The organism is Pseudomonas sp. H3_D04 (assembly GCF_054669175.1).
The window spans coordinates 1,173,065-1,187,763 of sequence record NZ_CP162801.1 but is presented as its reverse complement, the minus strand read 5'-3'; the positions used below and the strand labels follow the sequence as shown (position 1 = coordinate 1,187,763).

Annotated in this window: 14 protein-coding genes; 4 read left to right on the top strand and 10 right to left on the bottom strand. The window is 60.7% G+C overall.

Features of this window, described 5'->3' with window-relative positions; all coding sequences use genetic code 11:
- Window positions 1-267: 267 nt before the first annotated feature.
- On the top strand, window positions 268-3,738 hold the full coding sequence (locus AB4N91_RS05705; RefSeq protein ID WP_460112169.1) for a hybrid sensor histidine kinase/response regulator: 3,471 nt from the start codon (window positions 268-270) through the stop codon (window positions 3,736-3,738).
- A gap of 137 nt (window positions 3,739-3,875) precedes the next feature.
- Here AB4N91_RS05705 and AB4N91_RS05700 read toward each other — a convergent pair whose 3' ends face one another.
- Window positions 3,876-5,240, bottom strand: coding sequence for a DNA recombination protein RmuC (locus tag AB4N91_RS05700; RefSeq protein ID WP_169857066.1), 1,365 nt, complete (start codon window positions 5,238-5,240; stop codon window positions 3,876-3,878).
- 175 nt (window positions 5,241-5,415) lie between these two features.
- Complete coding sequence (locus tag AB4N91_RS05695) at window positions 5,416-5,739, bottom strand: SEL1-like repeat protein (RefSeq protein WP_077749798.1); 324 nt, start codon at window positions 5,737-5,739, stop codon at window positions 5,416-5,418.
- Window positions 5,740-6,679: 940 nt separating this feature from the next.
- On the opposite strand from AB4N91_RS05695, the gene AB4N91_RS05690 reads away from it, so the two are divergent.
- The 3 genes from AB4N91_RS05690 to AB4N91_RS05680 all read left to right on the top strand — a co-directional run bounded on the left by AB4N91_RS05690 (window position 6,680) and on the right by AB4N91_RS05680 (window position 9,082).
- Entirely contained in the window at window positions 6,680-6,904 is a 225-nt protein-coding gene (locus AB4N91_RS05690; RefSeq protein WP_008031832.1) for a hypothetical protein, read from the top strand.
- 277 nt (window positions 6,905-7,181) lie between these two features.
- The gene (locus AB4N91_RS05685) at window positions 7,182-7,664 is read left to right on the top strand and encodes a hypothetical protein (protein WP_010456766.1); all 483 of its coding nucleotides are present in this window, start codon (window positions 7,182-7,184) and stop codon (window positions 7,662-7,664) included.
- Window positions 7,665-7,810: 146 nt separating this feature from the next.
- Entirely contained in the window at window positions 7,811-9,082 is a 1,272-nt protein-coding gene (locus tag AB4N91_RS05680; RefSeq protein WP_077749796.1) for an OmpP1/FadL family transporter, read from the top strand.
- 90 nt (window positions 9,083-9,172) lie between these two features.
- On the opposite strand, the gene AB4N91_RS05675 is transcribed toward AB4N91_RS05680, so the two are convergent.
- The 8 genes from AB4N91_RS05675 to cobU all read right to left on the bottom strand — a co-directional run bounded on the left by AB4N91_RS05675 (window position 9,173) and on the right by cobU (window position 14,647).
- A complete protein-coding gene (locus AB4N91_RS05675; RefSeq protein ID WP_010456770.1) occupies window positions 9,173-9,724 on the bottom strand; it encodes a glutathione peroxidase in 552 nt (183 codons plus the stop codon).
- Between the two features lie 55 nt (window positions 9,725-9,779).
- Window positions 9,780-9,902 carry a hypothetical protein gene (locus tag AB4N91_RS05670; RefSeq protein WP_010456772.1) on the bottom strand — a complete coding sequence of 41 codons (123 nt, stop codon included), beginning with the start codon at window positions 9,900-9,902 and terminating at the stop codon, window positions 9,780-9,782.
- Window positions 9,899-11,107 carry an MFS transporter gene (locus AB4N91_RS05665; RefSeq protein WP_077749795.1) on the bottom strand — a complete coding sequence of 403 codons (1,209 nt, stop codon included), beginning with the start codon at window positions 11,105-11,107 and terminating at the stop codon, window positions 9,899-9,901. The genes AB4N91_RS05670 and AB4N91_RS05665 overlap by 4 nt, the downstream gene beginning before the upstream one ends.
- 52 nt (window positions 11,108-11,159) lie before the next feature.
- On the bottom strand, window positions 11,160-11,564 hold the full coding sequence (locus AB4N91_RS05660; protein WP_010456776.1) for a MarR family winged helix-turn-helix transcriptional regulator: 405 nt from the start codon (window positions 11,562-11,564) through the stop codon (window positions 11,160-11,162).
- A gap of 203 nt (window positions 11,565-11,767) precedes the next feature.
- Window positions 11,768-12,499 carry an adenosylcobinamide-GDP ribazoletransferase gene (locus tag AB4N91_RS05655; protein ID WP_169856683.1) on the bottom strand — a complete coding sequence of 244 codons (732 nt, stop codon included), beginning with the start codon at window positions 12,497-12,499 and terminating at the stop codon, window positions 11,768-11,770.
- Window positions 12,500-12,501: 2 nt separating this feature from the next.
- Window positions 12,502-13,077, bottom strand: a complete 576-nt coding sequence (gene cobC, locus AB4N91_RS05650) for an alpha-ribazole phosphatase family protein (RefSeq protein ID WP_169856681.1) — start codon at window positions 13,075-13,077, stop codon at window positions 12,502-12,504.
- The gene (gene cobT, locus AB4N91_RS05645) at window positions 13,074-14,129 is read right to left on the bottom strand and encodes a nicotinate-nucleotide--dimethylbenzimidazole phosphoribosyltransferase (protein WP_102595113.1); all 1,056 of its coding nucleotides are present in this window, start codon (window positions 14,127-14,129) and stop codon (window positions 13,074-13,076) included. Before cobT ends, cobC begins: the two co-directional genes overlap by 4 nt.
- A complete protein-coding gene (cobU, locus tag AB4N91_RS05640) occupies window positions 14,126-14,647 on the bottom strand; it encodes a bifunctional adenosylcobinamide kinase/adenosylcobinamide-phosphate guanylyltransferase (protein WP_083376021.1) in 522 nt (173 codons plus the stop codon). Before cobU ends, cobT begins: the two co-directional genes overlap by 4 nt.
- Window positions 14,648-14,699: the final 52 nt, after the last annotated feature.

Genomic DNA, 14,699 nt, shown 5'->3' with positions numbered 1-14,699 from the left:
GGGCAAATCGGTTCGCCGCATCTCACGCTCCTACAGGCTTTTTTGTCGTTCGCAGATTATGTAAACGACACATAACCTGTAGGAGCGTGAGATGCGGCGACCCGACTTGCCTGCGAAGAGGCCAGCACAAACACTAAAAATCCAACTGACAAACACCCTGCGACACCCCACCACGCCACGACCTTGGTCGACACTGACTATCCCCGGCCATCGTGCGAGACTGTCTGACCGGGCGGGAGTCCCGGGTGTCTTTTGTCGGGAGTTCCCATGTCGCTGTCCAGCGGGCTGATCGCCGCCGTCGCCCTGGCCTATATGGCCATCATGTTCGCCATCGCCTTTTACGGCGACCGTCGCAGCACACCGTTGCCGCCGCGAGTGCGCGCCTGGGTATACAGCCTGTCGCTGGCGGTCTATTGCACCAGCTGGACCTTCTTTGGCGCCGTCGGCCAGGCCGCCGAGCAACTCTGGTCATTCCTGCCAATCTACCTCGGGCCGATCCTGCTGCTGGTCTGCGCGCCGTGGGTCCTGCAAAAAATGGTGATGATCAGCAAGCAGGAGAACATCACCTCCATCGCCGACTTCATTGCCGCCCGCTATGGCAAATCCCAATCGCTGGCGGTGGTGGTGGCGCTGATCTGCCTGGTGGGCGTGTTGCCCTACATTGCACTGCAACTCAAGGGCATCGTTCTCGGGGTGAACCTGCTTATCGGCGCCGGTGCCGACGCCATGGGCACCCGCGCCCAGGACACGGCGCTGATCGTGTCGCTGGTGCTGGCGCTGTTCACCATTGTCTTCGGTACCCGCAACCTCGACGCCACGGAACACCACCGTGGCATGGTGCTGGCGATTGCCTTTGAATCGCTGGTCAAGCTGTTCGCGTTTCTCGCGGTCGGCGCGTTCGTGACTTATGGCCTGTACGACGGATTCGACGACCTGTTCAACCAGGCCATGCTCGCCCCGCGCCTGGAGGCGTACTGGAAGGAAACCATTAACTGGCCGTCGATGGTGGTGCAGACCGGCGTGGCCATGATGGCGATCATCTGCCTGCCCCGGCAGTTCCACGTGACGGTGGTGGAAAACATCGACCCTCAGGATTTGCGCCTGGCGAAATGGGTGTTCCCTGCCTACCTGGCGCTGGCAGCGCTGTTTGTCGTGCCTATCGCCCTCGCCGGCCAGATGCTGCTGCCCAGCTCGGTCCTCCCGGACTCTTTCGTCATCAGCCTGCCACTGGCCCAAGCCCATCCGGCTCTGGCGATGCTGGCCTTTATCGGTGGCGCCTCGGCGGCGACCGGCATGGTGATTGTCGCCAGCGTGGCGCTGTCGACCATGGTTTCCAACGACATGTTGCTGCCGTGGCTGCTGCGCCGAAACAACGCCGAGCGACCGTTCGAAGTGTTCCGCCAGTGGATGCTGTCGGTGCGCCGGGTCAGCATCGTGGTGATTCTTTTGCTGGCTTACGTCAGTTATCGCCTGCTCGGCTCCACAGCGAGCCTGGCGACCATCGGCCAGATCGCCTTCGCCGCAGTGACCCAACTGGCCCCGGCCATGCTCGGCGCGCTGTACTGGAAACAGGCTAACCGCCGGGGCGTGTTCGCCGGTCTCGCCGCCGGGACATTCCTCTGGTTCTACACCCTGATTCTGCCGATCGCGGCCCACAGCCTCGGTTTGTCCTTGAACAGTTTCCCGGGGCTGGCCTGGTTGCACAGCAACCCGCTGAACCTGCCGCTCACCCCGCTGACCCAAGGCGTCGTACTGTCGCTGGCGGCCAACTTCACGCTGTTCGCCTGGGTGTCGGTGCTGTCACGCACGAGGGTGTCGGAACACTGGCAGGCCGGTCGTTTCATCGGTCAGGAAATCAGCGCGCGCCCCAGCGCCCGCTCGATGCTCGCAGTGCAGATCGACGACTTGCTGCAACTGGCCGCACGCTTCGTCGGTGAAGAACGGGCGCGGCAGAGCTTCATCCGTTTTGCCTACCGCCAAGGCAAAGGCTTCAACCCGAACCAGAACGCCGACGGTGAATGGATCGCCCACACCGAACGCTTGCTGGCGGGTGTACTCGGCGCTTCTTCGACGCGAGCGGTAGTCAAGGCCGCCATCGAAGGTCGGGAAATGCAACTGGAGGATGTCGTGCGGATCGCCGACGAAGCCTCGGAAGTGTTGCAGTTCAACCGCGCCCTGTTGCAAGGCGCCATCGAAAACATCACCCAAGGCATCAGCGTGGTCGACCAGTCGCTGAAACTGGTGGCCTGGAACCGGCGTTATCTGGAACTGTTCAATTACCCCGACGGGCTGATCAGGCTTGGCCGCCCGATTGCCGACATCATTCGCTACAACGCCGAGCGCGGACTGTGCGGCCCCGGTGAAGCCGAAGTGCACGTCGCCCGCCGCCTGCACTGGATGCGTCAGGGCCGCGCCCACACCTCTGAAAGACTGTTTCCCAACGGGCGTGTGATCGAGCTGATCGGCAACCCGATGCCCGGCGGCGGTTTCGTCATGAGTTTCACGGACATCACCGCGTTCCGTGAGGCCGAGCAGGCGCTGACCGAAGCCAACGAAGGCCTGGAGCAGCGGGTCACCGCGCGGACCCACGAACTGTCCCAACTGAACGTGGCCTTGACCGAAGCCAAGGGCACCGCCGAATCGGCCAACCAGTCGAAAACCCGCTTTTTGGCGGCGGTCAGCCATGACTTGATGCAACCGCTGAATGCCGCACGCCTGTTCTCCGCCGCGCTTTCCCATCAAGAGGACGGTCTGTCCAGCGAGGCGCAGAAACTGGTGCATCACCTCGACAGCTCGTTGCGCTCGGCCGAGGACCTGATCAGCGATCTTCTGGATATTTCCCGCTTGGAGAACGGCAAGATCAACCCGGACCCCAAACCCTTCGTGCTCAACGAGTTGTTCGATGCGCTCGGTGCCGAGTTCAAGGCTCTGGCTCAGGAACAAGGGCTGAAATTCCGTGTTCGGGGCAGCACATTACGGATCGACAGCGACATCAAACTGCTGCGTCGGATCCTGCAGAATTTCCTGACCAACGCGTTCCGCTACGCCAAGGGGCCCGTGCTGCTCGGCGTCCGGCGGCGCAAGGGCGAGTTGTGCCTGGAGGTGTGGGACCGTGGACCGGGAATCCCTGAAGACAAGCAGCTAGTGATTTTCGAAGAATTCAAACGCCTCGACAGCCACCAGACGCGCGCGGAGAAAGGCCTGGGACTGGGGCTGGCGATTGCCGACGGGCTGTGTCGCGTTTTGGGTCACACTTTGCGTGTAAGGTCCTGGCCGGGGCGCGGCAGTGTGTTCAGCGTCAGCGTGCCGCTGGCGCGGGCTCAAGTCGTCGCGCCAACCCAGGTCAGCGAGCTCAATGGCAATGTGCTGAGCGGCGCGCAGGTGCTGTGTATCGATAACGAAGACAGCATCCTGATCGGCATGAACAGCCTGCTGACACGCTGGGGTTGCCAGGTCTGGACCGCACGCAACCGCGAAGAATGTGCGGCGCTGCTGAAGGACGGTGTACGCCCGCAATTGGCGCTGGTGGATTACCACCTGGACCATGGCGAGACCGGGACCGAGTTGATGGCGTGGTTGCGCACCCAACTGGGTGAACCGGTGCCGGGGGTGGTGATCAGTGCCGATGGCCGGCCGGAGACGGTGGCCCAGGTGCATGCGGCGGGCCTGGAGTACTTGGCCAAACCGGTGAAACCGGCGGCGTTGCGGGCGTTGTTGAGCCGGCATTTGCCGTTGTAAGGACAGGTTTTAATCCCGTAGTGATTGAACCGACACCTTCGCGAGCAGGCTCGCTCCCACGGTGGATCGGTGTTGTTGCCTACATCGAGTGGACATACAAAACCCTGTGGGGGCGAGCCTGCTTGCGATGCTTTCAGCTATTCAGGCAACTCGGCCAAGCCATCGACGTCGGTCATCGCTCGCTCCAGCAGATCAGCCGGCAAGCTCTTGCTGGCGCGCGCTCCCAGCAGCTTCAACTGCTCACTGCGACTGACCAGGTTGCCGCGCCCTTCTGTCAGCTTGTTGCGCGCTGAGCTGTAGGCCTTGTCCAGTTGCTGCAAGCGATTGCCGACTTCATCCAGGTCCTGGATGAACAACACGAACTTGTCGTACAGCCACCCGGCGCGCTCGGCAATTTCCCGGGCGTTCTGGCTCTGGCGCTCTTGCTTCCACAGGCTGTCGATGACCCGCAGGGTCGCCAGCAACGTGGTCGGACTGACGATGACGATGTTGCGGTCGAAGGCTTCCTGGAACAGCGTCGGCTCAGCCTGCAACGCAGCGGAGAACGCCGCTTCGATCGGCACGAAAAGCAAGACGAAATCCAGGCTGTGCAAGCCGTCGAGTCGCTTGTAATCCTTACCTGACAGGCCTTTGACGTGATTGCGCAGCGACAGCACGTGCTGCTTGATGGCGATCTGGCCGATGGCATCGTCGTCGGCCGACACGTATTGCTGATAGGCCGTGAGGCTGACCTTGGAATCGACCACCACCTGCTTGTCGCCCGGAAGATAAATGATCACGTCCGGCTGGAAACGCTCACCGTCCGGCCCCTTGAGAGTGACCTGAGTCTGGTACTCGCGACCCTTTTCCAGCCCGGCGTGTTCAAGCACGCGCTCAAGAATCAACTCGCCCCAGTTGCCTTGGGTTTTCTGCCCTTTCAACGCACGAGTGAGGTTGGTGGCTTCGTCGCTCAGGCGCAGGTTCAGTTGCTGCAGGCGTTCCAGCTCTTTGGCCAGGGAAAACCGTTCACGGGCCTCGGCCTGATAGCTTTCCTCAACGCGCTTTTCGAAAGACTGAATGCGTTCTTTCAAAGGATCGAGCAACTGGCCCAGGCGCTGCTGGCTGGTTTCGGCGAAACGCTGCTCGCGCTCGTCGAAGATCTTGCCCGCCAGTTCGGCGAACTGTGCTCGCAGTTCGTCTCGTGAGCCTTGCAGGTCGTTGAGGCGTTGTTGATGGCTGTCCTGCTGCTCACGCAGCTCGGCCTGGAGCGAGGCCGCTTGAGAGTCCAGACGCCGCAGTTCGGCTTCTTTGCCGGCGCGCTCGATGTTCCAGGCGTGAGCCGCATCGCGGGCATCGTCGCGCTCTATCTGTAGCAGTTCGATTTCGCGGCGCATGGCGGCCAGCTCTGCCTGCTTGGCGGCGTTGGCCTGGCCAAGATCACCGATTTCATCGCGGCAGGCTTCGAGCTGAGCGTTCAAGCCGTCCTGCGCCAGTAGCGACATGGCCAGACGCTCTTCCAGCAAAGCCACCTCGGCTTGCCCCACGCTCGCCCGACGCTGGATTTGCCAGGCCAGTACCAGCAAGGGCAGTGCGGCACCCGCCAGACCCAGCAAAATGCTGGTCAAGTCCATAGCCATAGCGACTCCTGCCGATGAGATAAAGCTTGAAGGGTAACCAAGGCGTCAGGACTTGGACAGCTCAGTCTTCGACCAGGCCCAGTTCCTGTTGAGCACGCCGGTCCCCTGCCCGCGCCGCCTGGCGCAACAGATCCTGGCCAATGCGGCGATCACGGGCATTGCCGCATTCGCGGCACATCAGCTGGCCGAGACGACTTTGCGCGGCCACCACGCCTTCACGGGCAGGCTGTTTGAGCAAGCGTCCGGCGAAATGTTTGACGTTGGTGTTTTCACCCAGGCGCGGGCTATCGAGTAGCCACTCCGCCACGCGCATCGAAAAGCGTTTGGGAGGGGTAACACTGGGAGGTGTTGAGGTAGCAGAAACTGATACGGAGCGAAACTTCATAAAGCACTGTGGGGCAGATCGGAAGGCGCGCCACTCTACTCTTTTTTTCTTACAGGTAAAGCCTAAAAAAACCCGGCACGCCCGTCCTAGAGCAAGCGCTCGGGACAATCCACAGAAGCTGTGGATAACTCAGTGGACAACCGCCCTTGAACTCGCGCAAAGCCCTGTGGAATGGGGCTCGCAGTCAAACTGACGATTTTTTCACCAGTAAAAAAAAGCGATGTTTTTCATTGACTTAAATTTTCAATACAGGCACCCACTGGGGTCGTGGCGTGGATGACAGTCCGGTTACAGTCTGCGCAACTTATGTGCACAAGTTCCTTCGCGGCAGTTATATCGATGGGTTTTTTCGGAGCGTTTTGTAGGCATTTTCTGGGGATAACCTTGGCAAACCCTTGTCCCAGGCGTTTGCCCGAGCGACGACCAATGGTCGGAAATGGGCCCATTACCCAGCGTGTCAGCAGGGCGTGGCAATTATTTTGCTTTGACGCTTCCCTTCGCCCATTCAATTCGTTACTATCCGCGGCGTTAGTACCAAGCTGAAAGTCAATTCTGGTCGAACAAATCCTCCCGGTCAGCCTTCCCAACGGAAGCCTCTACCGAACAAGCGGGATCGACCACCTCGATGGTTTCCAGGTAAACCTTGCGCCAACACTGCCTTTGAATCGAATGCAAAGGGTGTTGCGAAGCTCACTTACTCTGACCGAACCAGCCTGCAAATTGATCAGGATCTTCACCCCGGGCCCAGAACCTTTGCCCTTGATGTGTTGCCTGCCCTCCTAAGTACCTACCTGCCAGCCCAAGCGCGCCAATTATCAGCGCTTCAAACTGGCTGCTTTGTTCCAGTCGGGTTCTTCGCTCGACCAATGGTGGTCGTCGTCACTGGAACGTTTTAATTTTGCACGGCTCTTATCCGTGTCGCTTGTAGGAACACCCAATCATGACTACTCAAATCCACACTCAGGATGCAATCCGCACCCTAACCAACGCTTTTGCTCCAATGAACTGCCTGATCATGGCCGCTCGCAAAGGCTGCTTCAGCTTCACCCTGGTCAACGAACACGGCATCGCTCGTCACAGCGAACGCCTGTACCCCGATCAATACTCCAGCGCAGAACCGCTGCAGGCCGTGATCGAGCGTACCCGTCAGGCACTGGTTGCCTGATACGCCAGAAAGACTGAAAACCTCAAAAGCCCTGCTCAAAAAGCGGGGCTTTTTATTGCCCGATATTTCTCATTGCGCAGCCTTCGACTAAGTTCCAAACGATATAACGGTTATAACTCGAAGCCGGAAATATTTTAAAAACAGGCCTTTACAGCGCGAATATGACACTACACTTCAACTCAAGCGGCTTGATCCGCTTCCGGCGAGCCTGAGTCGATCCACCTGCTGCCAACGCTCCCTTCAGGTATCGCCGCCCATTTGATGTTTCGAGGGCTTTATGGGTATCGCTGCCAGCGAACTGTGCCGTTATGTGATCCGTCCGACATTGATTTACCTCGGGCGCCATAGCGCAACTGCCGAATCCCTTCTGCTGGGCATCGCCGCCAGCCAGTCAGCCCTTGGTTCCGCCCTGCATGACCGCCGTGGACACGGCCTGTACCGAATTGCCGAACCCCGCCACCAGGCTCTCTGGGATCACTACCTGGCGTTGGACCCGGAGCGCGCGAGCCTCGTGCGCGGCCTCGCCAGTCAGCATGCCTTTCTCAGCGGGCCTCACCTGGAATTGATCGTCAACCTGCGTTACGCCACTGCCATCGCCTGGCTGCTGGTAGAAGAACAGAACACTCCCCTCCCCGCCGCGGATGACTTGTTGGGAATGGCCCGAATCTGGCGCCAGACTTTTCAGCCTCAAGGACGCCTGCGCGATTTCACCTACGCCTGGCAAACCTGTGTTTCACCCCTGAATCAGGTTGCCTGCTGATCCACCGATTTCCAAAGATCCCGCAACGGGACGCGAATCTGGTCGGATTGTCCTACAAAACCGCTCTAACTCAAGCCATACAGCCTATAGCGCTGGGACGAAAATGTTGGTAATTTTCGCCCCGGTGATCACCAGGAGTTCTAATAATGAAAAAAGTAATGCTCAAAACCACACTTAGCCTCGCTGTTACCTTGGCATCCACCCAGATTTTCGCAAGTGGCTTCGCCATCAACGAACAGAGCATCAGCGGGATGGGTACAGGTTTTGCCGGGCGATCTTCCTCTGCCGATGACGCAAGCACAATTTTTGGCAACCCTGCCGGCATGTCCCGCCTCAAGCGCGAACAAGTCACCGGCGGCGCTGCATTTCTCGACGCACACACTGACATCAGCCACGCCAGCTCCAGCCCGAACAGCGGCAGCAACGACGGCGACATGGTTCCGTTCATCGCCGTGCCTATGGGCTACTACGTCAAGCCAATCGACGACCACTGGGCTTTCGGTATCGGCATGTACGCGCCATTCGGCCTGGTGACCGACTACGAGAACGGCTTCGCCGGCCGTTACTTCGGCAGCAAGAGCGAAGTCAAGATCGTCACCCTGCAACCGACTGTCAGCTACGCCTTCAACGACAAGGTCTCCATCGGTTTCGGCCCGACCATCAACCGCATCGACGGCACCCTGGAATCGAACCTGTCGATTACCCAGGCCGCACCGGACGGCAAGGTCAAGATCAAGGGTGATGACACCGCACTGGGCTACAACATCGGTGTTCTGGTGCAAGCCACCGACAGCACTCGCGTCGGCCTGACCTACCACTCGAAAGTGAAGTACAAGCTCGAGGGTGACACCAAGGTCAACTACAACGTCCTGGGCCTGGTCGGCCAGAACCCAAGCCAGAAGTACGACGCCTCGCTGGACCTGACTACGCCTGAATCGGTGGACTTCTCGGTGACTCATAAGCTGGACGACCAGTGGACACTGTACGCAGGCAGCACCTGGACGCGCTGGAGCCGCCTGAAAGAAATCACCGTCGATAACAAAGGTGTTCCGGCCATCCTGAACGGTCAGTTCGGGACCATCACCGAAGATCAGAACTGGCACGACACCTGGGCTCACGCCATCGGCGCGTCCTACCAGTTGAACAAGCAATGGGTATTGCGTACCGGTCTGTCCTTCGACCAGGCGCCGACCAACAACGTCGACCGTTCCCCACGCATCCCGACGGGCGATCGCAAGATTTTCAGCGTGGGCGCCGGCTGGAGCCCGACCGACGACCTGACCATCGACGTAGCGTATTCGTACCTGCGTGAAGAGTCGGTCAAGGTCACCAACAGCAACGACCGTGGCCAGAACTACAACGCCAAGTATGAAAACTATGCGAATGGTTTCGGCGTAGGCGCGACCTACCGCTTCTGATGAAGCCCGGCGAGCCTGAAACGCTCGCCGCCTGAATCAAAAAAGCCCCGCTCTCTTGTACAGAGGCGGGGCTTTTTCATGGGCGTTCAATCAGGGTTGCGAGGCGAGGGCTTTTTCCACCGCGGCAATGAACTCTGGATCGTCGGGTTTGGTCAGGCTGGAGAAATTGGCGATCACCTTGCCTTTGCGATCGACCACGTATTTGTAGAAATTCCACTTCGGCGCGCTGGTCTGTTTGGCGAGGACCTTGAACAGGTGAGTCGCGTCATCGCCGCGGACTTTCTGCGGCTCGGTCATGGTGAACGTCACCCCATAGTTCACGTAGCAGACCTTGGCGGTCTCAGCGCCGTCCTTGGACTCCTGCTTGAAGTCATTGGACGGAACGCCGATCACCTCCAGCCCCTGATCCTTGTAACGCTGATTCAGAGCCTCAAGGCTTTTGAACTGTGGGGCAAAGCCACAGAAGCTTGCGGTATTGACCACCACCAGCGGCTTACCCTCAAACCGCTGGCACAGGTCGATGGATTCCTTGGCGCGCAGCTTGGGCAACGAGCCCTGCAACAGCTCCGGGCACTCGGCCGCTTGTGCCAATCCGGTAAACGCCACCAGCAACGCGGGGACTGCAATCCAGCGCATCAGCATGTCGGTGCATCCTTGATTAATGGTCACAAACGAAGTTACTCGCCCTCGCCTGTTCCTAGCAAGCGCCCATGCCCAACTGCATCAGCGCCAATCCGCCCTGATGCCAGCCCCACCAGGCCAAGGCCAGCAGCAAGGCACCGACAGCGACCACCGCCACTCGCGGCCAGAGACGGTTCATATCGCACTCAACCGGGTTTGCAGACGCGCCACCGGCTGCTCACGCACCGGCCAGTTCAGGGCGGCGGCCAACAGACTCAAGAGAATCGCTACTTGCCAGATCAAGTCATAGCTCCCGGTTCGGTCATACACCACGCCACCCAACCAGCCGCCGAGGAACGAACCGAGCTGGTGGAAGAGGAAAACAATCCCGCCGAGCATGGACAGGTTTCGCACGCCAAACAAGGTCGCCACGGTGCCGTTGGTCAATGGCACGGTCGACAACCACAGGAAGCCCATCGCCATGCCGAACAGGTACGCGGTGGTCGTGGTCACCGGCGCCCACAGAAACAGCGCAATCACCACCGCCCGCAGCAGGTACAGACCGGTGAGCAAGCGCGGCTTGGACATGCGACCGCCGAGCCATCCTGCGGTGTAGGTGCCGAAGATATTGAACAACCCGATCAGCGCCAGCACCGTGGTGCCCACTGTGGCCGGAAGGTGCTGATCCACCAGATAGGCCGGCAAATGCACCCCGATGAACACCACCTGGAAACCGCAGACAAAAAAGCCGAACGCCAACAGCCAGAACCCCGAATGGGAGCAGGCTTCCCGCAGCGCTTCAGAGAGGGTTTGTTCATGGCCGAGCACTGGCAGCGGTTTGTCCTTGAGCATGCTCACCAGCGGGATAATCAGCGCTACCAGCAGGCCCAGGACCAGCAATGCCGCGGACCAGCCCAGCCAGCCGATCAGCCCCAGCGTACCGGGCAACATGGCGAACTGACCGAAAGAACCGGCAGCGCTGGCGAGGCCCATGCCCATGCTGCGTTTCTCCGGGGGCACGGCGCGACCGACCACGCCAAGGATCACCGAGAACGAAGTGCCCGACAGGCCGATGCCGATCAACAGGCCCGCACTCAGGGACAACGTCACCGCCGAGTCGGACAAGCCCATGAACACCAGGCCCAACGCGTACAGCACACCGCCGACGAACACCACTTTCGCCGCGCCAAAGCGATCGGCCAGCGCGCCGGTGAACGGCTGCGCCAGACCCCAGATCAGGTTTTGCAGGGCGATGGCAAAAGCGAACGTCTCACGCCCCCAGCCGAATTCGGCACTCATCGGGGCCAGGAACAGCCCGAAGCCGTGTCGCACGCCCAACGACAATGCCAGGATCAGCGCACTCCCCACCAACACCCAACCGCATGTACGCCACATCGAGGTCATTCTTATTCTCCGGTAGCGGGTATATACCCGCTTAAGATCGGAAAAACCGGCATCACGCCAGTTCGTCCAGCAGTCGCAACAAGGTTTCGCGTTTTTCGGCGCCCAGACGATCGACCAGCCGCTGCTGCGCCGCCTCCCACGCAGGCAAGGCCGCGGCCAGGCGAGCTGCGCCCGCCTCGGTCAGCCGGACGATGCGATTACGCATGTCCTCACCCTCGACCAGCGCCACCAGGCCCTCACCTTCCAGCACCCGAAGATTGCGCCCCAAGGTGCTGCGGTCCAGCCCCATGGCTTCGGCCAGGGTGGAAATACTCGGTTCATTCAGACGCTGCAGATTACACAGCAAAGAATACTGGGCAACGTTGATCCCGAAGCCATCGAGAGCGCCGTCGTAATGCCTGCTGACGCCACGGGCGGCGCGACGCAGGTTGATGCATAAACATTGGGAATCGAGCATGGTGCGTGTATATACCCGCGAGTGTGTTAAATCAAGTTACAGATGAGTTCATTGATAAATATTCGAGGTGCTTGGTCGACCGCCTTCGCGAGCAGGCTCGCTCCCACAGTGGATCTTCAGTGGACGTTAAATTTATGCAAGACGCCATCAACGTGGGAGCGAGCCTGCTCGCGATGAGGCCGGCACATCCTGCCCACAAACCATCAGACCAACGCCCATCCCACCAGCACCACCATCTCCAGCAATTCCAGCATCGCCCCGGCCGTATCGCCCGTCGTCCCGCCCAATCGCCGCAGCATCACCTGCCGCAACCAAACGAACATCCCGCCCGCCAGCACAAGCGCCCAGACACCACTGAACCCTGCGATCAGCACACACGCCAACGCGCTGACTGCCAGCACCCGCTTACCCGCCAAACGCGGCAAATGATCCGCCAGCGCCTGCCCCAACCCGCCGGCACGCACATACGGCGTGGTCAGGAACAAACCCAGCATCGCGCTGCGGCCAATCAGCGGAACGATCATCAGAAAAAGACTGTGCTGCTGCTCGATCAATGCCAGCAACGCGGCGAATTTGAGCAGCAACACCAACACCAGCGTCACCACCGCAATCGGTCCGCTGCGCGGGTCTTTCATGATGGTCAGCGTGCGCTCGCGGTCGCCGAAGCCCCCGAGCCACGCATCGGCGCTATCGGCGAGACCGTCGAGGTGCAACGCGCCGCTGAGCAATACCCAAGCGCTCAGCAGAAGCGCGGCGTGAAGCAACAAAGGCGTGCCCAGTAGCAGCCAGTTCAGTGCCCATAACAGCGCGCCGAACAGCAGCCCCACCAGCGGATAAAACAGCAGCGACCGACCCAGTTCCTGAGGCGCCGGCATGCCCGGCAGACGAATCGGCAAACTGCTGAGAAATTGCAGGGCGATCCAGAAGGGCAGCATGGTCAGATCGCTTCCTTGAGGAGGTCGCCTGACTCGACGCTCAACGAAAACAGCGAGCCATGCCCGACCTCGACGTTCAGCAACTGCTCACGGGGCAAACCACGTGCCTGAGCCAGCAACAAACGCATGACACCGCCATGACTGATCAGCAAGATCCGTTCACCCGCATACGCCGCGTGCAGACGCGCTACCGCCGTCAGCACCCGCGTTGAGAAATCCTCGACCGGCTCACCTCCCGGCGGCGTAAAGGCATACGGATCGGCCCAGAACAGCCCCAACCCCTCGGCGTCAGTCTCCATCAGCGCCGCCGCGCTCTGTCCTTCCCAGGCACCGAAATGCAGTTCTTGCAGATCCTTGTCCAGGTGCACAGGCAATTCCAACTGCGCACCGAGCTCATGCGCAAACCGCGCACATCGTTGCAGCGGCGAACTGATCAACCGTTCCCATGGCCCTTGCTCGACCACCGCCGCGCGCATCTGCGCCCAGCCCTTGTCGGTCAGCGCATCGTCGAGGCTGCCGCGCAAACCGCCGCCGAGTTCGGTTTCCCCGTGGCGCAGAAGATCCAGTCGCAACGTCATGCCGGACGATCCGCCACCGCCGCTTCGGCGAAGGTTGCCATCTGCCCGTGAAGATCGCAGGCCAGACGCAGCAACGGCACGGCCAACGCGGCGCCACTGCCCTCGCCCAGACGCAGCCCCAGATCCAACAGCGGCTCGGCATTGAGGGTTTCCAGCACATGACGATGACCCGGCTCGGCACCGCGATGGCCGAACAACAGCCATTCGCGGCAGCCAGGGTTCAAGCGCACCGCCACCAACGCGGCGACGCTGCAGATAAAGCCGTCCACCAGCACCGCAACGCCCTCCTGGGCGCACGCCAGATACGCGCCGACCAGCGCCGCAATCTCAAAACCGCCGATATTGAACAGGGTTTGCAACGCATCACCGCGCTGAGCACCGTGTAATGCCAGGGCACGCTCGATGACTTGGGCTTTGTGGCTGACCCCCGCCGCGTTCAAACCGGTGCCCGGCCCGGCCAGATGCACCACCGGGCAATCGAGCAAGGCACAGGCCAGCGCGCTGGCCGCCGTGGTGTTGCCGATGCCCATCTCGCCGCCGATGAACAGCTGCGCGCCATTGGCGACCGCACGTTGCACGCTGTCGCGACCAGCCTGCAAGGCGAGTTCGCCCTGAGTAGCCGTCATGGCCGGGCTTTCGACGAAATTGGCGGTGCCCGCGCCGATATTGAGGTGACGCACGCCTGGCAGATTCAACGACGGCGTTACCGTGCCGAGGTCGACCACTTCGAGGGAAGCCCCGAGCTGGCGCGCCAACACGCTGATCGCTGCACCGCCGCTGACAAAGTTGTGCAGCATCTGCCCGGTGACTTCCTGAGGGAACGCCGACACGCCTTCTGCAACCACACCATGATCGCCGGCAAAAATGGCAATCCACAGCTGATCGAGACTCGGTTTGACCTGCCCTTGCAGCCCCGCCATTTGCACGGCCACCGATTCCAGTCGGCCAAGGGAGCCAGCGGGTTTGGTCAGTTGCTGTTGACGTGCCTGCGCCTGCTCGACGGCTTGCGCGTCGATCGGCTTGCACGGGTTCAGCCACCAGGATTGAGTCATAACGCGGTTCCTTTCAAAGTCAGGGGCAGGCCGGCGACGGTCAGGACGACTCGTTGGCAGCGCTCGGCCAGGGCTTGATGCAGCCAACCGGCTTCATCGACATAGCGGCGAGTCAATTCGCCCAGCGGCACGACACCCATTCCGGTCTCGTTGCTGACAAAAATGATTTCACCCGGCAAGGAGGCCAGGCAGTCCAACAGGGCTTCGCGTTCGACGTTGAGACGTTTGGCGTCGTCGAGCATCAGCAGATTGGTCATCCACAGGGTCAGGCAATCCACCAGCAGGCAACGCTCGGCGCGGGCGCTTTCGCGCAATACGCGGGCGAGTTCGATTGGCTCTTCGATCAACGCCCATTCGGCTGGACGACGGGCCCGGTGATGGGCGACCCGTTCGTTCATTTCACCGTCCAGCGGTTGGCTGGTGGCGATGTAAGTCACTTGGAGGTGACTGTCTAACGCAAGTTTTTCAGCCAGTCGGCTTTTGCCGGAGCGGGCGCCGCCGAGGATCAGTTGCAGCATGGTTCATTCCTTAAATATGCGGTGTAGCTGCTGGCCTATTCGCGGACAAGCC

Coding starts and splice junctions, on each gene's coding strand:
- cobC (WP_169856681.1), bottom strand. CDS start 13,077: ATGACGTTGCGACTGGATCTTCTGCGCCACGGGGAAACCGAACTCGGC.
- AB4N91_RS05695 (WP_077749798.1), bottom strand. CDS start 5,739: ATGAAGTTTCGCTCCGTATCAGTTTCTGCTACCTCAACACCTCCCAGT.
- AB4N91_RS05705 (WP_460112169.1), top strand. CDS start 268: ATGTCGCTGTCCAGCGGGCTGATCGCCGCCGTCGCCCTGGCCTATATG.
- cobU (WP_083376021.1), bottom strand. CDS start 14,647: ATGCTGCAACTGATCCTCGGCGGCGCCCGCTCCGGCAAAAGCCGACTG.
- AB4N91_RS05685 (WP_010456766.1), top strand. CDS start 7,182: ATGGGTATCGCTGCCAGCGAACTGTGCCGTTATGTGATCCGTCCGACA.
- AB4N91_RS05660 (WP_010456776.1), bottom strand. CDS start 11,564: ATGCTCGATTCCCAATGTTTATGCATCAACCTGCGTCGCGCCGCCCGT.
- AB4N91_RS05690 (WP_008031832.1), top strand. CDS start 6,680: ATGACTACTCAAATCCACACTCAGGATGCAATCCGCACCCTAACCAAC.
- cobT (WP_102595113.1), bottom strand. CDS start 14,129: ATGACTCAATCCTGGTGGCTGAACCCGTGCAAGCCGATCGACGCGCAA.
- AB4N91_RS05680 (WP_077749796.1), top strand. CDS start 7,811: ATGAAAAAAGTAATGCTCAAAACCACACTTAGCCTCGCTGTTACCTTG.
- AB4N91_RS05670 (WP_010456772.1), bottom strand. CDS start 9,902: ATGAACCGTCTCTGGCCGCGAGTGGCGGTGGTCGCTGTCGGTGCCTTG.
- AB4N91_RS05655 (WP_169856683.1), bottom strand. CDS start 12,499: ATGCTGCCCTTCTGGATCGCCCTGCAATTTCTCAGCAGTTTGCCGATT.
- AB4N91_RS05675 (WP_010456770.1), bottom strand. CDS start 9,724: ATGCTGATGCGCTGGATTGCAGTCCCCGCGTTGCTGGTGGCGTTTACC.
- AB4N91_RS05665 (WP_077749795.1), bottom strand. CDS start 11,107: ATGACCTCGATGTGGCGTACATGCGGTTGGGTGTTGGTGGGGAGTGCG.